At 47.1% G+C, this 18,596-nt stretch carries 22 protein-coding genes and 1 rRNA gene; 1 reads left to right on the forward strand and 22 read right to left on the reverse strand.

Annotated features, from left to right (window positions below; all coding sequences use genetic code 11):
* Positions 1 to 15: 15 nt before the first annotated feature.
* The 12 genes from pth to metG form a co-directional block, all read right to left on the reverse strand.
* Positions 16 to 573, reverse strand: coding sequence for an aminoacyl-tRNA hydrolase (pth, locus tag KNO65_RS15200; protein ID WP_012727730.1), 558 nt, complete (start codon positions 571 to 573; stop codon positions 16 to 18).
* Positions 574 to 629: 56 nt separating this feature from the next.
* Positions 630 to 1,586, reverse strand: a complete 957-nt coding sequence (locus KNO65_RS15205; protein ID WP_012727731.1) for a ribose-phosphate diphosphokinase — start codon at positions 1,584 to 1,586, stop codon at positions 630 to 632.
* A gap of 45 nt (positions 1,587 to 1,631) precedes the next feature.
* Positions 1,632 to 2,987: a bifunctional UDP-N-acetylglucosamine diphosphorylase/glucosamine-1-phosphate N-acetyltransferase GlmU gene (gene glmU, locus KNO65_RS15210; RefSeq protein ID WP_214785145.1), complete on the reverse strand. Its 1,356-nt coding sequence runs from the start codon at positions 2,985 to 2,987 to the stop codon at positions 1,632 to 1,634.
* A gap of 184 nt (positions 2,988 to 3,171) precedes the next feature.
* The gene (gene spoVG / locus KNO65_RS15215) at positions 3,172 to 3,471 is read right to left on the reverse strand and encodes a septation regulator SpoVG (protein ID WP_012727733.1); all 300 of its coding nucleotides are present in this window, start codon (positions 3,469 to 3,471) and stop codon (positions 3,172 to 3,174) included.
* A 140-nt stretch (positions 3,472 to 3,611) separates the two neighbouring features.
* Positions 3,612 to 4,436 carry a pur operon repressor gene (purR, locus tag KNO65_RS15220; protein ID WP_012727734.1) on the reverse strand — a complete coding sequence of 275 codons (825 nt, stop codon included), beginning with the start codon at positions 4,434 to 4,436 and terminating at the stop codon, positions 3,612 to 3,614.
* A 73-nt stretch (positions 4,437 to 4,509) separates the two neighbouring features.
* On the reverse strand, positions 4,510 to 5,373 hold the full coding sequence (gene ispE, locus KNO65_RS15225; protein WP_196430277.1) for a 4-(cytidine 5'-diphospho)-2-C-methyl-D-erythritol kinase: 864 nt from the start codon (positions 5,371 to 5,373) through the stop codon (positions 4,510 to 4,512).
* Positions 5,374 to 5,473: 100 nt separating this feature from the next.
* Complete coding sequence (locus KNO65_RS15230; RefSeq protein ID WP_012727736.1) at positions 5,474 to 5,710, reverse strand: Veg family protein; 237 nt, start codon at positions 5,708 to 5,710, stop codon at positions 5,474 to 5,476.
* Positions 5,711 to 5,792: 82 nt separating this feature from the next.
* Entirely contained in the window at positions 5,793 to 6,671 is an 879-nt protein-coding gene (gene rsmA, locus KNO65_RS15235) for a 16S rRNA (adenine(1518)-N(6)/adenine(1519)-N(6))-dimethyltransferase RsmA (protein ID WP_159563173.1), read from the reverse strand.
* Positions 6,668 to 7,228 (reverse strand): ribonuclease M5, encoded by a 561-nt coding sequence (gene rnmV / locus KNO65_RS15240; protein WP_074035294.1) that lies wholly within the window; start codon positions 7,226 to 7,228, stop codon positions 6,668 to 6,670. The genes rsmA and rnmV overlap by 4 nt, the downstream gene beginning before the upstream one ends.
* Entirely contained in the window at positions 7,221 to 8,513 is a 1,293-nt protein-coding gene (locus KNO65_RS15245; RefSeq protein ID WP_214785147.1) for a 3D domain-containing protein, read from the reverse strand. Before KNO65_RS15245 ends, rnmV begins: the two co-directional genes overlap by 8 nt.
* Positions 8,510 to 9,277, reverse strand: a complete 768-nt coding sequence (locus KNO65_RS15250; protein WP_214785149.1) for a TatD family hydrolase — start codon at positions 9,275 to 9,277, stop codon at positions 8,510 to 8,512. The genes KNO65_RS15245 and KNO65_RS15250 overlap by 4 nt, the downstream gene beginning before the upstream one ends.
* A 51-nt stretch (positions 9,278 to 9,328) precedes the next feature.
* Complete coding sequence (gene metG / locus KNO65_RS15255; RefSeq protein WP_012727741.1) at positions 9,329 to 11,290, reverse strand: methionine--tRNA ligase; 1,962 nt, start codon at positions 11,288 to 11,290, stop codon at positions 9,329 to 9,331.
* Between the two features lie 331 nt (positions 11,291 to 11,621).
* Between metG and KNO65_RS15260 the strand changes: the two genes are divergently transcribed.
* Entirely contained in the window at positions 11,622 to 11,915 is a 294-nt protein-coding gene (locus KNO65_RS15260; RefSeq protein WP_012727742.1) for a transition state genes transcriptional regulator AbrB, read from the forward strand.
* Between the two features lie 16 nt (positions 11,916 to 11,931).
* On the opposite strand, the gene rsmI is transcribed toward KNO65_RS15260, so the two are convergent.
* The 10 genes from rsmI to rrf form a co-directional block, all read right to left on the reverse strand.
* Complete coding sequence (gene rsmI, locus KNO65_RS15265; RefSeq protein ID WP_074035288.1) at positions 11,932 to 12,801, reverse strand: 16S rRNA (cytidine(1402)-2'-O)-methyltransferase; 870 nt, start codon at positions 12,799 to 12,801, stop codon at positions 11,932 to 11,934.
* Positions 12,773 to 13,051 (reverse strand): GIY-YIG nuclease family protein, encoded by a 279-nt coding sequence (locus KNO65_RS15270; protein WP_012727744.1) that lies wholly within the window; start codon positions 13,049 to 13,051, stop codon positions 12,773 to 12,775. Before KNO65_RS15270 ends, rsmI begins: the two co-directional genes overlap by 29 nt.
* Positions 13,044 to 13,781: a tRNA1(Val) (adenine(37)-N6)-methyltransferase gene (locus KNO65_RS15275; RefSeq protein WP_214686170.1), complete on the reverse strand. Its 738-nt coding sequence runs from the start codon at positions 13,779 to 13,781 to the stop codon at positions 13,044 to 13,046. Before KNO65_RS15275 ends, KNO65_RS15270 begins: the two co-directional genes overlap by 8 nt.
* A gap of 60 nt (positions 13,782 to 13,841) precedes the next feature.
* The gene (yabA, locus tag KNO65_RS15280) at positions 13,842 to 14,177 is read right to left on the reverse strand and encodes a DNA replication initiation control protein YabA (RefSeq protein ID WP_012727746.1); all 336 of its coding nucleotides are present in this window, start codon (positions 14,175 to 14,177) and stop codon (positions 13,842 to 13,844) included.
* Positions 14,178 to 14,200: 23 nt separating this feature from the next.
* Positions 14,201 to 15,031: a PSP1 domain-containing protein gene (locus KNO65_RS15285; RefSeq protein ID WP_074035285.1), complete on the reverse strand. Its 831-nt coding sequence runs from the start codon at positions 15,029 to 15,031 to the stop codon at positions 14,201 to 14,203.
* Positions 15,032 to 15,037: 6 nt separating this feature from the next.
* Positions 15,038 to 16,030: a DNA polymerase III subunit delta' gene (locus tag KNO65_RS15290; RefSeq protein ID WP_078145937.1), complete on the reverse strand. Its 993-nt coding sequence runs from the start codon at positions 16,028 to 16,030 to the stop codon at positions 15,038 to 15,040.
* A 14-nt stretch (positions 16,031 to 16,044) separates the two neighbouring features.
* A complete protein-coding gene (locus KNO65_RS15295; RefSeq protein ID WP_031421800.1) occupies positions 16,045 to 16,374 on the reverse strand; it encodes a cyclic-di-AMP receptor in 330 nt (109 codons plus the stop codon).
* On the reverse strand, positions 16,374 to 17,012 hold the full coding sequence (tmk, locus tag KNO65_RS15300) for a dTMP kinase (protein ID WP_159563180.1): 639 nt from the start codon (positions 17,010 to 17,012) through the stop codon (positions 16,374 to 16,376). Before tmk ends, KNO65_RS15295 begins: the two co-directional genes overlap by 1 nt.
* A 3-nt stretch (positions 17,013 to 17,015) precedes the next feature.
* Positions 17,016 to 18,434 (reverse strand): aminotransferase class I/II-fold pyridoxal phosphate-dependent enzyme, encoded by a 1,419-nt coding sequence (locus KNO65_RS15305; protein WP_214785151.1) that lies wholly within the window; start codon positions 18,432 to 18,434, stop codon positions 17,016 to 17,018.
* A gap of 73 nt (positions 18,435 to 18,507) precedes the next feature.
* Positions 18,508 to 18,596 (reverse strand): 5S ribosomal RNA (rrf, locus tag KNO65_RS15310); the annotation flags it as partial.

An 18,596-nucleotide genomic window follows, 5' to 3' on the forward strand; every position in this document is an offset into this window, starting at 1 on the left:
GGGTGCAATGACCCTTTAGTTGTATCGATTCATCAGCGCCAGCCAATCTGTGTCCACAAAATCAGTGGCTGCGGTTACGGCGTTGTCGAGTGTTTCATTTAATTCCGGCAACTCGTCTTTGCGATAGTTCATCAACACCCAGTCGACGACTTTAATCGGGTGCGGGGGACGACCGATTCCGAGCTTTAATCGTTTGAATTCAGCCGTTCCTAAGTGTTGAATGAGAGATTTGATCCCATTATGACCACCCGCGCTCCCTTTCGGACGGAAACGAAGCTTGCCGGGCACCATATCCAAATCGTCATAAATGACTAATAAATCATCAATCTCAATCTTATAATAATCTAAAATGGGACGAACGGCTTCACCCGACAAGTTCATATACGTGAGTGGTTTGACGAGTACTACGCGTTCACCATTGATTCTTCCCGTTCCCATAAGGGCATTAAACTTCGCTTCATTCAGCGAGATGCCATGCTTTTCGGCGAGACGGTCAATCGCTAAAAACCCGACATTGTGTCGCGTCATCTCAAACTTTTTCCCGGGATTCCCAAGACCGACGATGCATTTCATATCATTTCCTCCTGAACAAAAAAGCCCAAAGGCGAATGCCTCCGGGCCTCGTTTTTTTAATCGAATAGGGTACTGACCGATTTATGCTCGTGTACGCGCATAATCGCTTCCCCAAGCAAATGGGCGACCGACATTTGCTTGATCTTGCTCGAGCAAGGGCGACCCGTCAAATCGATGGTATTTAAGACGACCAACTCTTTGATTGATGAATTGTCGATCCGCTCCATCGCTGGTCCAGAAAGAACTGGGTGTGTACAAGACGCATACACTTCTTTCGCACCCGCTTCGACGATAGCATCTGCCGCAAGTGTGATCGTTCCAGCTGTATCGATGATGTCGTCAATCAAAATCGCCGTTTTCCCTTCGACACTGCCGACGATATTCATGACTTCAGCGACGTTCGCTTTCGGACGACGCTTGTCAATGATGGCAATCGGCGCTTTCAAACGTTCTGCCAATTTACGTGCACGTGTCACGCCACCGTGGTCTGGAGAAACGACCACGATATCTTTCGCTTGAAACTCTTCTGTTTCAAAGTAAGTCGAGATGAGCGGTACACCAAGTAATTGGTCAACCGGAATATTGAAGAATCCTTGAATTTGCGCTGCATGCAAATCCATCGTGATGACGCGTGTCGCACCCGCTACTGTAAGAAGGTCAGCGACAAGTTTCGCCGTGATCGGTTCACGCGAGCGTGCTTTACGGTCTTGACGTGCGTACCCATAATACGGCATCACGATGTTGATCGTACGGACAGAAGCACGTTTGAGTGCATCGATCATGACAAGCAATTCCATGAGCGTTTCGTTTACAGGCGAGCTTGTTGATTGGATGACATACACATCATCTCCACGAACACTTTCCTCGATGTTGATATAGAGTTCACCGTCGCTGAAACGTTTGACTTGGCAATCGCTGAGCGGGACACCAATTTCTTTCGCGATTTCTTCAGCAAGCGGGCGGTTCGAGTTTAAGCTAAATAGACGAATTTCTCGTTCGTATACAGTAGACATGTTTAGGATTCTCCTCCGTTGTTTTCCATAATGATTGGCAGCAAGTTATCGTTTTGTGTAGCCTTCTTTATTCGTTTGGCGTTCGCGTGCAATCGCTAGCGCCTCTTCTGGTACATCACTCGTAATCGTCGATCCAGCAGCGACAATCGCGCCTTTCCCGACTTTTACAGGGGCAATCAAGTTGACGTTACAGCCAACGAATGCATCGTCTTCCACGACTGTCTCGAACTTGTTCTTACCGTCATAGTTCACTGTGATCGAGCCACAGCCTAAGTTGACGCGCTCACCGATTGACGCATCCCCGATATAGCTCAAGTGTGACGCTTTCGCACCGTCACCGAACGTCGATTTTTTAATCTCTACAAAGTTGCCGACGCGCGTGTTCGCACAGAGGACAGCTTGTTGACGTAAGTGAGCGAACGGTCCGACTTGAGCCGCCTCACCGATTCGGCTATCAGTCACGACAGACTGGCGTACGACGGCATGGTCTTCAATCACACTGTTGCGGATGTCCGAGTTTGGTCCGATGACACATTCTGAGCCAATCGTCGTCTTGCCAAGAATGACCGTTCCCGGATAAATGACCGTATCCGATCCGATGACCACGTCTGGTGAAATGTACGTCGAAGCCGGGTCCATGAAGGTAACCCCTTCACGCATGAGACGCTCATTTGTCCGCTTGCGCATGATGGCTTCTGCTTGCGACAAGGCGACGCGGTCATTGACCCCGATCGTCTCATCAAACGTCGGTGCTGTATGCGCCGCAACCACTTCGCCCGCTTCTTTTGCGATTGAAATGACGTCAGGTAAGTAATATTCGCCCTGTGCATTGTTGTTCCCGACTTGTTTGAGTGCATCGAACAACAATTCGTTATCGAATACGTACGTCCCTGTGTTGATTTCATTGATGGCAAGTTCTGCTTCTGAAGCATCTTTATGTTCCACGACTTTCGTCACATTCCCATCTTCACCACGAACGACTCGACCATATCCGGTCGCATCGTCAGCAATCGCAGTCAACACCGTGACTTTTGCTTGTTGCGCTTCGTGATGCGCGAGAAGGGCTTCTAACGTCTCTGCCGTGAGTAACGGTGTATCTCCACAGACGACAAGCGTCGCCCCTGATTTACCCGCAAGCTCTGCTTCAGCCATCTGAACAGCGTGCCCTGTTCCAAGCTGTTCTTCCTGGACCGCATACTCTACCCGTGTGCCGAGCGTGTCTTGTACCGCTTCCGCCCCATGGCCAACGATTACGATTTGACGACTGACACCGATTTGGTCTAACTGATCGACAACATGCTCGACCATTGGTTTCCCTAGAACTGGATGAAGTACTTTATATAACTTCGACTTCATTCGCGTCCCTTTTCCTGCTGCCAAAATGACTGCAAAACGCTCCATGCTTGATTCGCTCCTATCTCACAACAGCTGTGATTGGTCTGTATAGTTCGGCTTTTCTGCAACTAAATCCTATTTACACCGTTTCTACTATATCGAAACCATGCCTTCGTTTCAATAGTTGTACCGTTCCTTAACCATTGAAACGCAAAAAAACAGCGGTAGGCAACCTAACCGCTGTTTTCTGTCATTCATGTGTACCGTATGACACATGTTGTGGGTCAAGGATTTCCACATCCATATTGGAATAGGTTTCCAATACAGCCGCTTCGACCTTTTGTCGCATCTCCCCGTTAATCGGATGCGCAATATCCCGAAAAATCCCTTCTGGTGTCCGTTTGCTCGGCATGGCGACAAATAGACCGCTACTTCCTTCGATGATTCGAAGATCGTGTACAACGAATTCATGGTCAAGTGTGATTGAGGCCAAGGCTTTCATTCTGCCTTCTGTCGCGACTTTGCGAATTTTTACGTCTGTGATCTGCATGTTTCGCATCCCCTTTTTCATCGTTGTCTACGCCATGGTGTGGTCTTCTGTAAGGTTCAGTTGGTTTCAAACGAACGTCATGACTCCATATTGATAACTCTATACCCTCTAATCATAAAACGAAATCAAAATTTTGCCAATCACTTTAAGAATTGTTCCACATTCCCCCGCGAAATGGTGACAAGCCCTTCATCAGGATCGACATTCGTCAATTTCATCAAGCTGACGTATTCACTCACCATCTTTTTCTCGGCCCCTTCGGCCTCCATCAAGACACCGACACCCGCAAGATTGGCTTCAAATTCATTCAAGAGGCTCATCATCCCACGAATCGTCCCGCCGGCCTTCATGAAATCATCAATCAAAAGCACATTCGCACCACGTGGCAGACTGCGACGTGCAAGCGCCATCGTACGAATCGCTTTCGATGAACCTGATACATAGTTGATGCTGACCGTCGAACCTTCTGTGACACGGCTATCTGAACGCACAATCACAAACGGAACGCCCAACTGTTCAGCGACCGCATAGGCAAGGGGAATCCCTTTCGTCGCAATCGTCATGACGACATCGACTTTCCGGTCAGCGAAGACGGACGCAAAAACCTGCCCCATCGGTTTCACTTGGCTTGGATTACCTAGTACATCTGTGAGGTAGAGATAGCCTCCTGGTAAGAGACGCTCCGGTTTTGATAGTTGCTCACAGAGCGTATCAATCATCTCCAGCGATTTTTCTTTACTCCATCCTGGGATAAACATGACACCACCGGCTGCACCAGGGACAGTGACCAATTTTCCGATCCCATCATGGGACAACATTTCACTGACAATGACAAGGTCTTCGCTAATCGACGACTTTGCAGCTTTATAGCGACTTGAAAACATCGACAACGAGACAAGCTGATGCGGATGATCAAGTAAATAACGGGTCATATCGACGAGACGACCACTTCTACGAATTTTCATACGGATTCTCCTTCACATCTTCAATAATAAACGAATGTTCTATTGAAAATATATCACTTTCATTCGTTTTTGTTCAATGTCTTTTGCCGAGAATCCGAACGACGAACACTTCTGGGCAAAATCCTTTCAATCCATTATAGATTCGATGCGCTTTTTGCTCATGTTCGATCAGCGCAAACACGGTCGGTCCGCTTCCACTCATGAGAACACCTTCCGCTCCGCAATGACGCATCGTTTCTTTGATTTGTTTCACTTCCGGGTGAAGCTTAAGTGTCACACTCTCAAGTGAGTTACCAAGGTGTTCACAGATTCCATGGAAATCTTTTTGACGAATCGCCTCCACCATTGCCTCGGTATCAGGGTGATGCACCTCTTCCATACGCACTGCCCGATACACATCTGCCGTCGATACCCCGATTTTCGGTTTACCGAGAACGACATAGCACGGTGGCGGGGCCGGAATCATTTCTAACTGTTCACCACGACCACGGGCGATAGCTGTTCCGCCGATGACACAAAATGAGACGTCCGATCCAATCTCGGCACCGAGCTCTGCTAGCTCCTCTAATGACAAGTTCAATGAAAACAGTTCGTTCATCCCACGGAGCGTTGCCGCCGCATCACTCGAGCCACCTGCAAGGCCAGCTGCCACGGGAATCTGTTTATCGAGCACAATCTCGACCCCTTGCTGAATGTTAAAACGTTCGCGCAACAATTCTGCTGCTCGATACGCCAAATTCCGATGATCATTCGGCACATAGGCGTGTTCTGATTGAATCCGAATCTCATCCGACTCTAAAACTGTCAACTCCAAGCGATCTGCCAAGTCGACTGTCGTCATTACCATTTCTACTTCATGATAGCCGTCCGGACGCTTTCCAAGGACATCAAGTGTCAAATTAATTTTTGCCGGCGCTTTCACACTGATCGTGCGCATCACGTTCACCCTTCCCATTTGTCTCCTGTTCGCCATTGTACCGTAAACGGGCGCACAAAAAAAGAAGCAGCTGCCAATGCATCCGCCCCTCATTTATAAATCAATTGCCGAATTCAATTTTAACTGTATCCGTTAGGACATCAGCGTAGCTATACGAGACACGTTCCACATTATGCAGGTCTTCATCCAATTTCACAACGAACACCGCAGGATATGTCTCAACGAGCGTTCCAAACCGAGTAACAACTTTCTTACGACCGCCGTTTGCTTTCAACGTCAATCGTTCACCAACATGCGATTCGAGTTTTTGTCTGATTTCTTGTAACGTCTTTGGCATACGCTTCACCTCACTGTTACAAGTATAGCATAATTGAATATGAAAATAAAGATTAATATTATAACGACTCGTTTTCAGGTCGTCAACTATTTTTAAGTGGTAAAATTGTGTCAGACAAACGTGCGAATTCTTCTAGGCTTAACGTCTCTCCACGACGTTTCGGATCGATTCCAGCCTCGTGAAGCGAACGTTCGAGTTCGACTTTATGTTCTTTCCCGATATAGTTTGTCAAATTGTTCAGGATGGTTTTACGGCGCTGAGCGAAGCTTGCTCGGGCCACATCAAAGAAAAATGCTTCGTCTTTCACTTGTACGGCCGGTTCTTTGCGCATCCGTAGTGTAATGACGGCCGAATCGACGTTCGGCGCTGGGATGAACACGTTTTTCGGCACGATGAAACTGACTTCTGCTTCCGCATAATACTGAATCGCAATCGATAGCGAACCGTATGCTTTCGTGCCTGGTTTTGCTCCAATCCGTTCTGCCACTTCTTTTTGAATCATCATGACGAGCGAGCGGAACTTAACGCCGCTCTCAAGCAAACGCATGATGATTGGTGTCGTGACGTAGTAAGGTAAGTTGGCGACAACCGAAATATCTTCAATACCTTCGTTTAAAAATTCTTGCTCTACGATTTCCCGTAAGTTCAGTTCCAATGCATCTCCATGGATGACTTTCACATGCGGATAAGGCGACATCGTATCATCTAAAATCGGCAAAAGACGTTGGTCGATTTCAAGCGCAACGACTTTTTTGGCACGCTTGGCCGATTGTTCGGTCAATGAGCCGATTCCGGGACCGATTTCAAGGACACCGCTCGCTTCACTCAGTTCTGCTGCTCCGACAATTTTACTCAAGATGTTCAAATCGATTAAAAAGTTTTGACCGAGCGATTTTTTGAATGAAAACCCATGTCGCTCTAAAATCGCTTTCGTTCGTTGGATTGTTGCAATGTCTTTCAACCCTGTTCCTCCTCTAATTGAGCAAGTGCCTGCTCCCACTCTTCAATCGTGACGCCGAGCGCCTCGACCCGTTTTACAAATTGTTTGGCATTCGGCTCACCGATTCGAAGCAACACCCCGAGTCGCTTCCGACGCGTCGCGGCCGCTGCTCCACCGATTAAATCCGCCTCCAATACCATTTTCCGTGTGACGATTGGTTGGTCCGTTTCGACACGCGGTTCAAACACTGCTCCTAAGACACGGCGAAGTGACTCCGGACTCGCATGTTCCACACCGATTTTCCCACGCTTGTCCTTCGCCTCGGCCCGAGGCAAGTGTGCGTGCTTACATCCTTTGACGCGTTCCTCGACAATCGCCCGAATACGATCTCCTGGATAATCTGGGTCCGTCAAAATGATGACCCCGCGCTTCTCCTGAGCACGACGGATTCGTTCAATCGTCTGATCGGATACGGCAGACCCGTTCGTTTCAATCGTATCGACGTCGAATACTTCTTGAAGTCGCGCCGTGTCGTCACGCCCTTCTACGACGATAATTTCTTGTATTTTCTCACGCATTGTCTGATCCTTCTTTCTCTTCTTCCTGCTTTGGAATCACCCAGATGGTGAGTGGTTTACGACCAAACGTTACGGCCTCTTCCTTTTCATCCATCATGATATCGATTTTTTGCCCTTTGATTGCACTTCCTGTATCCAAGGCAATCGCCATACCGATCCCCTCGACATATACACGGGTCCCGAGTGGAATGATGGCAGGGTCGACGGCAATGATGCGCATGCCTTCATACAAAATCGTGTCGGTTACATCATATCCGCTTCTTGTCAGCACGCGTCCGTCGTATGTTACCGTGTCTTCCGGGTTGTTCGTATAAGCGGTCGCTTCCACAAGCAATTGTTTCGCAGATGAAAAATCGAGTACGTCATCTGTTTTCGGCGGTTCGGCAATCTCGACTTCAGCTTCCGGAATGAATGGGCTCGATTCATCCGCGGTCGTTGACTCAGGCTCGGTTATCGGTTCTGCGACTTTCTTCGTTCCCACTTTGATAATCTGCGGCATCGTTTTACGCAATGTCTCGACATCTGTTTTCGTACGATTTGTAATTGTACCATTTTCCACAGTAAGTGCATACCTTGTCCGTTCAAGTCCAGGAACGCCGACCTGCACCATTTGCATCACACCTTCTTCGAGCGTATCATCCTCTTCCTCCACCACTTCAAACGGGATCAACTCACTCTCATATTGAACGACATCACGATTCGTATTGACCGTAATCGTCAATCCTTCTCGTATCGGCGTGGAAGGGGCCGGCATGACCGTATCACTTTCCGTCACATCGATGTTCTCTTGCATTAAGAGTTGCTCCACATCCGTAGCCATTGTATAAATCGTCAACGCCTCTTGACCGACAATGAGATTCACGGCCACGACCGGTTGATATCGAATCGTCATCCCATTCGTCACCGGTGTACGGACTGATGGATACACCGTATCTCCGTCTCGTACCGTGACTCCGTATCGCAGTAAGACATCCTCTACAGTCCGCTCGCGCGTCTGCACCGTCTCCGTTTGACCGTAGCCAATCTGAAGTGAGACCTCGTGTGAACGCTCAATCCGGATTAGACGGTCGTCTGGTACATCTTCACTGAGCGCCGGTGTGACATAATCTGATTCATCTAGTGTGATATTTAACTCTTCGAGCACCTCGAGAACCGAGTCGGCTCGTGTCTCATGCTCGATCACCAAACCGTCATCGACGATTCGAATCGATTCAGGTTGTAACATCACGTACGCCACAGAAGCCGTCGCAATAATACCGATACTCGCTAATACACGCTTGATCATGGGAGTCGGAACAACTTCTTCGCGTTGACTGTCGTAGCAGCAGCGAGTTCATCGTAAGGCATATCGCGAAGAGTGGCGATTTCTTCGGCTACATATTTGACGTACGCTGGTTCATTTCGTTTTCCACGGAACGGTGTTGGCGTCAAGTACGGACAGTCCGTCTCGACAAGCAGACGATCCAGTGGCACTTCTTGCGCCACCGCCTTCGGAACTTTCGCATTTTTGAACGTGACCGGTCCTCCTAACGAAATATAGAAGTTCAAGTCTATGCACCGAGGCAAAAGTTCGACGGACATGCTGTAACTATGGAACACACCACCGACTTCTTCAGCATGCTCTTCTTCTAAAATATCAAGGACATCTGCCGTTGCTTCTCGGTTATGAATGACAATTGGCATATTCGTTCGCTTGGCAATGGCGATCTGTTGACGGAAGAGGTGCTGTTGCACGTCTTTCGGTGATTTGTCCCAATGATAATCGAGACCAATTTCACCGAGTGCCATGACTTTCGGATGACTCATGAGTGTTTCGATTCGTGCTAAATCCGCATCCGTACAGTCAATCGCATCGACAGGATGCCATCCGACAATGGCATAAATATCTTCATGCGTTTCTGCCAGTTCAATGGCTCGATCGATAGTCGGTGTATCAAATCCGACGACGAGTAGCGGAGAAACGCCCGCTTCTCTCGCTCGCTCAATCGTCTCCTCCACGTCTTCACTGAACTGTTCCGCATTAATGTGCGTATGTGTATCAATTAACATCTTGTTTCCTCCTTAGAAAAAGAGAGGGAGACCGCGGTCTCCCCCATTCCATTATTTGACGATGGCACCGTTCGGCATCTGGTCTGAGACCGTCGCGAGCTCTAGTTTCCCGTCACGATCTGCCGCTAGAATCATCCCTTGCGAGAGTTCTCCACGGAGCTTGACTGGTTTCAAGTTTGCGACAACGATGACTTTCTTGCCAACCAAATCTTCAGGGGCATACCATTCAGCGATACCAGACACGATTTGACGCGTCTCTTTCCCAAGGTCGACTTGAAGTTTCAACAGTTTCTTCGCTTTTTTAATCTTATCGGCTTCGACGATTTGACCGACACGGAATTCGACTTGGTCGAAGACATCAATCGTGATTTCAGGACGAATGTCTTCGTCAGCTTCTTCTACTGATGCCGTCTCCGTCTCTTCAATCCGTGCTTTAGACGCCTGACGCATCATTTCTTGGATTGCATCGACTTCTTCTTTCACATCACGACGTGGGAAAATCGGTGTCCCGTCCGTCACAACTGCGTCACTAAAGTCTGCGAATGTATCCAACGCCTCCCATGACATGTCCTCTCCCTCGAGTCCGAGCTGACGGAACATCTCTTTTGGAGCGCGCGTCATGAATGGTTGAATCATGATGGCAACATGACGAAGTACGCCCGCAAGATGTGTCATGACAGAAGCCAGCTCCTCGCGCTTCGACTCCTCTTTCACGAGAACCCATGGTTGTGTCTCATCGATATATTTATTCGCACGGCTGACGAGTTGCCAAATGTTTGTGAGTGCGACCGAAAACTCCATGTGCTCCATGGCTTCTTCTGTTTTGCGTGTCGTCTCTTTCACCACGTTCAACAATTCTGCATCAAATGCCGTGACATTTCCGTTATATGCCGGAATGTTTCCGTCGAAGTACTTTTTAATCATCGCAATGGTGCGATTCAATAAGTTTCCGAGGTCGTTCGCTAAATCAAAGTTCAAACGGTCAACGAACGCTTCCGGCGTGAACGTGCCATCCGCTCCGAATGGAACTTCACGGAGAAGGTAATAGCGGACCGAGTCGAGGCCGTAACGGTCAATCAATGGAATCGGGTCCACGACGTTCCCTTTCGATTTCGACATCTTCCCATCCTTCATGAGCAACCATCCGTGCGCAAATACTTGCTTCGGTAATGGAAGGTCAAGCGCCATTAAGAGGGCTGGCCAAATGATCGTATGGAAACGTACGATTTCTTTCCCTACCAAATGAACGTCTGCTGGCCAGTAACGGTTGAAGAGTTCATCGTTGTCTGTGCCGTATCCGAGTGATGAGATATAGTTTGTGAGCGCATCGACCCATACGTACACGACGTGCTTCGGGTTCGATGGAACTTGTACGCCCCAGTCAAATGTCGTACGTGATACAGCCAAATCTTGAAGACCTGGCTTTAAGAAGTTATTGATCATCTCGGTTTTACGAGATTCTGGCAAAATAAAATCAGGATGTGACTCAAAATATTCAATCAAGCGGTCCGCGTATTTACTGAGGCGGAAGAAGTAGCACTCCTCACGAACGAGTTCGACCGGATGTCCACTGTCAGGACTTTTTCCATCGACGAGCTGCGATTCAGTGTAGTATGTCTCATCCGGTACGGAATACCATCCTTCGTACTCACCGAGGTAGATGTCCCCATTTTTAAGTAATGTCTCGAAAACATGCTCGACCACTTTCTTATGACGGTCCTCTGTCGTACGGATGTAGTCATCGTACGAGATTTCAAGACGGTCCCATAAGACCTTGATCTCTTCCACGACTTCATCCACGAAAGCTTGTGGCGTCACGCCTGCTTCTTTCGCTTTTTCTTGAATCTTTTGACCGTGCTCATCCGTTCCTGTCAAATAACGGACATCAAAACCTTTTAAGCGTTTGTAGCGCGCAATCGCATCACCTGCTACCGTGGTATATGCGTGACCGATGTGCAGTTTTGCACTCGGATAATAAATTGGGGTTGTAATATAAAAAGTCGGCTTCGCCATGATTTATTCTCCATCCTTTCGACATATGCAATTTCCATTATACACGGTTCGACAAAAGAATTTCCAAACCTAATTGTTTGGAATTTTTTTGCGTTTTCTTCGTCATAAATGTTCCAAAAATACCCTTTCTTTGTTTCAAGTTCAAACTTACGGGGAAATTTAGGTATATATCGCTCTTGATTCGACAAATTTCGAAAATTTACTTTTCCAGATAGTAAGTAGTTGACTGCAATTGGAAAGTTTAGTATGCTTTTTGCTGTAGTCACATTGTCGAATTTTGACGATTCATGTCACCACGAGATTTCGACATCATTGGAGGAGGAAACACAAAATGAAATCTACAGGTATTGTACGTAAGGTTGATGAGCTTGGTCGTGTCGTTATTCCAATCGAATTGCGTCGTACACTCGGTATTGCAGAGAAAGATGCTCTCGAGATTTACGTCGACAACGATCAAATCGTTTTGAAAAAATATAAGCCAAACATGACTTGCCAAGTTACAGGTGAAGTATCAGATGATAACTTCAAATTGGCAGACGGCAAACTCATCTTGTCACCAGAAGGTGCACAACGTGTTCTCGTTGAGTTGAAGAACATGCTCGAAAATTACTACAGCGAAGAGTAAGCAAGGATTTCCTTGCTTACTCTTTTTTATGCAATTGATGATACGTATCGTATACATCATTCCGAGACTCGCCGCGGTCTTTCGCAGTCTGTTTGATTGCCGCGTTTGGTTTCAGCCCTTCTTTGATATAGTGAACCACGTGCTCGTATGCAGATAGTGTTTCCCACCATGTTGTCGTAGGTGCCGCCTCTGTCGCTCCACTCACCAAGACGACAAACTCACCACGCACTTCACCCTCACACCATGTCAACGCCTCATCCACAGTTCCTCTCAAAAACTCTTCAAACGTTTTTGTCAGTTCACGACCTAATACGATTTGTCGATTCCCGAACACTTGTCGAATCGCTGTCAACATCTCTTTCAAACGATGAGGAGCCTCATAAAAAATGACGGTGCCAGGTTCGTATTGAATCGATTCGAGAACCTCAACCCGATCCTTCTTCTTACGCGGCAAGAAACCGTAATAGAGAAAACGTTCAGTTGCAAGACCGGATGCGACGAGTGCCGTGAGTGCTGCATTCGCACCGGGTAAGACGACAACCGGGATGTTTTCCTCAATGGCTAATCGCACGAGATCGCTTCCCGGGTCTGAGATTCCAGGCATACCTGCATCTGAGACAACGGCAATCGATTTCCCTGACAACAGATCGTCAATCAGTCTTGGACCACTCACTTCTTTATTGTGTTCATGATAGCTAATCAATTTTGTCGCAATGTCAAAGTGTCGGCAAAGCTTCATCGTTTGTCGTGTGTCTTCCGCTGCGATTAAGTCTACTTCCTGAAGGGTTCGTACCGCGCGATACGTCATATCCTCCAAGTTTCCAATTGGGGTCGGCACGACATACAACGTCGGTTGTTCAGTTTGATAGCTCTTCTGTGAATTCATTGGTCGTCCCCTCCATCAACTTCTCTTTTTGTGCTCGGGTCAATTGCTTGATGGACCATTCGTATCGCATGGCCTCCCGCTTCGTCTCAAACGATTGTACGTACCGAAGTCGTACAGGGAGACGAGCTTTCGTATATTTCGCACCTTTCCCGGCATTATGTGCAAGGAGTCGCTTTTCCACGTCTGTCGTATAGCCCGTGTAGTACGTTCCATCACCGCATTCCAAGATGTACGTATAATGTTTAGGCATCGAGAATAGCTCGCATCGCTTCTGTATACGTATCGTCTTCTTCATAGACAACAAATGGCGGTAAAATTTTAAGACCTGCTTTTCCATCTTTCGATCCCTCGATTAATAAGGTATTCGCCTCGCGTCCCGCTTTCGGGTAAACGAGTTGCATTCGTTTTGGTTCAATTCGATACGCACGCATCAACGTCAGGATATCAAGTAAACGTTCTGGCCGATGTACGAACGCCACTTTCCCTCCCGGTTTGACGAGTTGACTGGCCGTCCTGATGCAATCTTCCAGCGTGCACAGCACTTCATGGCGCGCAATCGTATGATGCTCATTTTGATTTCGGAGTGACGTCTCGTTCGCTAAAAAGTAGGGCGGGTTACAAGTGACTACGTCATATCGTGCATGCCCGAGCTGCGTCGCTGCCGTTTTCACATCGCCCTCCACCACTCGAATTCGCTCTTCAAGACGATTGACCGCCATGCTTCGATTCGCCATGTCGACCAGTTTCGATTGAATCTCCACACCTGTTATCGTTCCTTTTGTACGATATGACAAAAAGAGCGGGATTGCCCCGGTGCCAGCACATAAATCGACCAGTTGTCCTTTTTGGATAGGCACCCATACAAACTCTGCAAGCAGTACCGCATCTAATGAAAATGAGAACACATCATCACTTTGAATGATTTTACCTGGACGTCCGAGCAAATCATCAAGGCGTTCTCCATCCTTAACCGTTACCATCGTTTCCTCCTTCTATAAAAGAAAGGCGACGGATAGGGAACCCCTATCTATCGCCCCGTATTAATGTTTATTGAGCATCGACAAACAGAAGAGACAGTCCCCATCTTTTCGTACCTGTCCGTAATGGAGGTTACAAATGTGGAATCCTTCTTGATACAGCGCAGCCAAATTGTTCTGCCCTTTCCCAGACAAAGCGATTTGTGAATCACCATTTGTCGTATCAACTTCTGCCAATTGTTCGACTTTTTCGCGTAAGTGATGATTCTCTAGATACATATGCTGGTTCTCTTCAAGCAAATAAGCGAGCTGCTCTTTTAACACGCCTAAATGTTCGGTGAGGAGCTGCATCTGTTGCTCGATCGCATCCACCCGCATCATTACTTCTTTTTTGTCCATTCTTTCCACTGCTCAGCACCCCATCACTGTTTTGACGGTTTTCGTTTAATCGCACCCACTTCAACGAGTTCATCAATCGTATACGTGACGACACGCGTCCGATCGTGGAGCTCGACTTGAATGAGTTGGTCCAAAATGTTAAGACCGATTACCCGACCATCACCTTCTGGAATTTTGATTCGCTTGCCGACGTCTGGTAAATCACGTTTCAGTTCTTCATATGTGTCATTCTCATATTTCAAACAGCACATCAGACGACCACATACTCCAGAGATCTTATTCGGATTCAACGAGAGATTCTGGTCTTTGGCCATTTTGATCGAGACCGGTTCGAATTCCCCAAGAAATGACGAGCAGCAAAGAACCCGACCACATGGCCCAATCCCGCTAAGGAGTTTCGCTTCATCACGAACACCGATTTGTCGGAGCTCGATTCGTGTCCGAAACACACTAGCTAAGTCTTTTACCAATTCTCGAAAGTCGACGCGACCCTCGGCAGTAAAATAAAAGATCACTTTATTGCGATCAAATGTATACTCAACATCAACTAGCTTCATTTCTAATTGATGTTCTCGAATTTTTTCTTCACAGACGGCGTGAGCATCAACGGCTGCCAGTCGATTATCGCGTACGATATCCGCATCCTTTTGGTCCGCGACACGAAGGATTGTCTTCAACGGCAGGACGACTTCGTCTTCGCCGAGCTGCTTGTTGACTTGGACGATTTCCCCATACTCAATGCCACGTACCGTTTCAACGATGACATGGTCCCCACGTTTAAGCGTTGCATCGCCTGGTGAAAAGTAATAGATTTTTCCCGCTTCTTTAAAACGGACTCCAACTACTTCAAGCACGCGCTTCTATCCTTTCTGCAAATCGAACGAAAGTCGTTCGAACGTTAATTGAGGATTGACGTTTGCCTCAAGTCGCCAAATGGCCGCATGTACACTTTCAATCGCATGTGTAAGCTTCGTGACAGATCGATTTTGGATAAATGCGTTGTACAAGGCGGCCTCATTCTTAAATAGCTTCGGAGCATACATATCTCGCACTTTTAAATGAAGTGCCTCCTCTAGCCAATGTTCGAATAATTCAAGACCGACTCGCAACTCATTCCGTCCTTTGAAATGCCCTAACCATTTTTCTTGTGCGAACAAGAGCAACTCTTGAGGTCGTTTCGTCAATACTTCAATTAATTGTACCACTAGCCCATACGCCTGTACAAACCACTCCTGCTCAAGCGCTTCTTTCGCGTCATCCCATTTCGGATAAACGGTCAAGGCAAGGTATGCCAAATCATACGTACAGGACAGTTCTTCTGACATCGTTTGCGCCAATTGGGCTCGGTCGATTGGACGAAAAGCAAGTTGTTGCGCGCGCGAACGAATCGTCGGAAGAAGCAACTGTGGTTGTGTCGTCACTAAAATAGCAAGCTTTCCTACTCCCGGTTCTTCAAAGAATTTCAGTAGACTGTTTGCCGCTTGAGTCGTCATCTTGTGCGCTTGATGAATGACGTACACTTGGCGATCACCTTCAGCACCTCGTAGTGATAAATCACTGAGCAATTGCTGAATCTGTTCTTTTTTTATACTCGCACCGTCCGGCTCCACTTCGATGTAGTCGACAATGTTTTTAGAATCCATACGCCGACAGTTTCGACACACTCCACAAGGCTCTGCACCATCTGGTGATTCACAAAATAAGGCTTTGGCGAACAATGTGGCTGTATCAATCAAATAAGGCTCATAATCTCCTGAGAAGATATACGCATGCCCCACTTTATTCGAAACGATTGAATTTTGAATGATGCGAGAAACGACAGTTTGCGACTCGCTCAATTCTTGAAAACGCATATGCCCAACTCCCATTAAAACTGATGGAATCCTTCGATCGGCAAGACGAATACCGTCGCCCCTCCGACTTGTACTTCGACTGGGTAAGGAATATACGAATCCGCATGTCCTCCCATCGGTGAAATCGGCGTGATCATTTGGTCGCGGCTCGAGCAGTTCGATTGAATCACGTCCATCAAATCATCAAGACGCTCTTGTGGAATCCCCATCATAAACGTTGTATTACCTTCTTTTAAAAATCCACCCGTCGTGGCTAATTTTGTCGCGCGGAAATCTTGCTCGACGAGTGCGTCGGACAAACGTGCGCTATCCTTATCATGTACGATTGCAATTACCATTTTCATCATATTTGTACGCCTCCTTGTTGTAGTCGTTCAATTGTATAATCAAGTACCTCATCTTGAATGCATTCAATCGATTGATCAGCATCAATCCGAACGATTCGTTCTGGATACTGTTTCAGTAACGTTTGGAATCCTGCATAGACACGCTCATGGAATGCTTGATCACGACTCTCAATTCGATCAAGCTGTCCCCGATCTTTCATACGTGCACTTGCCCGTTCCGGGTTTAAATCAAATAAAAAGGTTAGATCGGGTGTGAGACCATTCGTTGCCCATTCATTTAATGAGCGAATCTGATCAAGGTCATACTGCAATCCATATCCTTGATAAGCAATGGATGCATCGATGAACCGGTCGCAGAGGACAATCGCGCCCCGCTCTAACGCTGGACGAATCACTTGTTCCACGTTCTGTGCCCGTGACGCGGCATAGAGCATCATCTCCACGCGTGGGGTCATCTCATGGTGATCCGGCGATAATAATACTTCGCGAATCTGATTCCCGACCGTTGTTCCTCCGGGTTCTCGGGTCACGACAATGTCATATCCTTTTTGCTTTAAGTTTTCTACTAATAATTGAAGCTGTGTGGACTTTCCTGATCCATCAGGTCCTTCAACCGTTATAAACATTCCGTTCACGTTTTAAAACTCCTCTACAATAACGTCAATTTGCTCTATCATAACATGCTTACTAGCTTGAAGCTTCCTCCCTAAAGAAATCCATTCCCGGAGCACACGGATTTTTTCTTCTGTAATACGCTCTCCTTTTAGAATCCATGGAATACCTGGTGGGTATGGAATCACCGTCTCTGCTGAAATCAATCCAATTGCTTGGTCGAAAAAAACTCGCTGCATTGGAAGAGCTGTTACAGACGTATATAGTTCAGACACGCGCTCGGTTTGTGGAAATGGGAAAATCGTTTCATCGTCTTCAATGATCGGCACATGGGTAGATGCTTTTTTTATTAATTTGATCCAATGCTCGATTTCCTGTTTCTCTATTTCCCTTAATGGCAAGCAGAATAACACATGATCGACTGCCGCCAACTCGATGTCTATGCCGATTGAGGCGAGATGCTGACTAAAGATCAATCCATTCTTTGGATAAGTCAGAATCGTCACCTTCGTAAAGTCATCTCCGACTTTTACAACAAAACCAGCTCGTTTTAATTCAAGAACAAATTGTGCATGGCTTTTTTGGATAGCAGACCATTCCTCATCCGTTAAACGTTCTAGATAAGAACGAGCATAATCCAATGAAGCCATGATGAGATAAGACGGACTCGAGGTCTGGAAAGAGGCTAATGCATGCTTCAAACGCGCTTCATCGATATTATCATTATAGTGAACCCAAGCCCCCATGGTTAAGGCAGGCAATGTTTTATGCGCGGACTGTACGACCGCGCTCGCTCCTTCGAAGATTGCAGAGCGACGTGGCAACTGTGGATGAATTAAATGAGCGCCATGTGCTTCATCGACAAGCAATGGAATGTCTAATAGTGTCAAATAGTCTGAAATCGTTCGAATGTCTGCCATATCCCCGTAATAGGTTGGAGACGTCAACATGACGGCTCTCCCTCCAGGAAATTCTTGAATGGCCTGTTTAATCGTATCTAATGTTACGACCGTCGGGATACCTGTGCCGCGTTCAATGGTAGGCGTTAGTAATACTGGCTTTAATCCTAACCACTCGATCGCGTTCCAAATCGATTTATGTGAGTTCCGTTGAACATATACCCGTTCACCACGTTTCACTGTTGCCGCGAGCATACTCCAATTTCCCACAGTCGATCCGTTGACAAGCCATTTACTTTTACTCTCATACAACTTACCCAATGCACATTCTGCTTGCTCAATGATTCCCGAGGCATCGTGCAAATCGTCTAAATGTGCTAGCTCAGTCAAATCGTAAGGCATGACTTTTGCGAATGCATCAGGTAAGCGATCATCAACCACTGTACCATTATGATGACCTGGTACGTGGAAAGAGACGCGGTGTTCACGAACATGCTGTTCCAGAACCTCTAAAAATGTAAACGGATTTTCCCGAGCAGGAGCCATCTGTTATTCCTCCTAAACTATAAAAAATATGAAAAAAGACGATCAAGCATATGCTTGATCGTCTTCTGCGTTGGCCTGGCAACGTCCTATCCTCACAGGGGGAGATCCCCCAACTACTTTCGGCGCTGAGACGCTTAACTTCCGTGTTCGGCATGGGAACGG

The organism is Exiguobacterium sp. S3, from assembly GCF_018617295.1.
In the GTDB taxonomy this organism is placed as follows: domain Bacteria; phylum Bacillota; class Bacilli; order Exiguobacteriales; family Exiguobacteriaceae; genus Exiguobacterium; species Exiguobacterium profundum.

Excerpts from the sequence above, each read along its gene's own strand:
- pth (WP_012727730.1), bottom strand. The coding sequence starts at position 573 with ATGAAATGCATCGTCGGTCTTGGGAATCCCGGGAAAAAGTTTGAGATG.
- KNO65_RS15205 (WP_012727731.1), bottom strand. The coding sequence starts at position 1,586 with ATGTCTACTGTATACGAACGAGAAATTCGTCTATTTAGCTTAAACTCG.
- glmU (WP_214785145.1), bottom strand. The coding sequence starts at position 2,987 with ATGGAGCGTTTTGCAGTCATTTTGGCAGCAGGAAAAGGGACGCGAATG.
- spoVG (WP_012727733.1), bottom strand. The coding sequence starts at position 3,471 with ATGCAGATCACAGACGTAAAAATTCGCAAAGTCGCGACAGAAGGCAGA.
- purR (WP_012727734.1), bottom strand. The coding sequence starts at position 4,436 with ATGAAAATTCGTAGAAGTGGTCGTCTCGTCGATATGACCCGTTATTTA.
- ispE (WP_196430277.1), bottom strand. The coding sequence starts at position 5,373 with ATGCGCACGATCAGTGTGAAAGCGCCGGCAAAAATTAATTTGACACTT.
- KNO65_RS15230 (WP_012727736.1), bottom strand. The coding sequence starts at position 5,710 with ATGCCAAAGACGTTACAAGAAATCAGACAAAAACTCGAATCGCATGTT.
- rnmV (WP_074035294.1), bottom strand. The coding sequence starts at position 7,228 with ATGCGTGAGAAAATACAAGAAATTATCGTCGTAGAAGGGCGTGACGAC.
- KNO65_RS15245 (WP_214785147.1), bottom strand. The coding sequence starts at position 8,513 with ATGATCAAGCGTGTATTAGCGAGTATCGGTATTATTGCGACGGCTTCT.
- KNO65_RS15250 (WP_214785149.1), bottom strand. The coding sequence starts at position 9,277 with ATGTTAATTGATACACATACGCACATTAATGCGGAACAGTTCAGTGAA.
- metG (WP_012727741.1), bottom strand. The coding sequence starts at position 11,290 with ATGGCGAAGCCGACTTTTTATATTACAACCCCAATTTATTATCCGAGT.
- KNO65_RS15260 (WP_012727742.1), top strand. The coding sequence starts at position 11,622 with ATGAAATCTACAGGTATTGTACGTAAGGTTGATGAGCTTGGTCGTGTC.
- rsmI (WP_074035288.1), bottom strand. The coding sequence starts at position 12,801 with ATGAATTCACAGAAGAGCTATCAAACTGAACAACCGACGTTGTATGTC.
- KNO65_RS15270 (WP_012727744.1), bottom strand. The coding sequence starts at position 13,051 with ATGCCTAAACATTATACGTACATCTTGGAATGCGGTGATGGAACGTAC.
- KNO65_RS15275 (WP_214686170.1), bottom strand. The coding sequence starts at position 13,781 with ATGGTAACGGTTAAGGATGGAGAACGCCTTGATGATTTGCTCGGACGT.
- yabA (WP_012727746.1), bottom strand. The coding sequence starts at position 14,177 with ATGGACAAAAAAGAAGTAATGATGCGGGTGGATGCGATCGAGCAACAG.
- KNO65_RS15290 (WP_078145937.1), bottom strand. The coding sequence starts at position 16,030 with ATGCGTTTTCAAGAATTGAGCGAGTCGCAAACTGTCGTTTCTCGCATC.
- KNO65_RS15295 (WP_031421800.1), bottom strand. The coding sequence starts at position 16,374 with ATGAAAATGGTAATTGCAATCGTACATGATAAGGATAGCGCACGTTTG.
- KNO65_RS15305 (WP_214785151.1), bottom strand. The coding sequence starts at position 18,434 with ATGGCTCCTGCTCGGGAAAATCCGTTTACATTTTTAGAGGTTCTGGAA.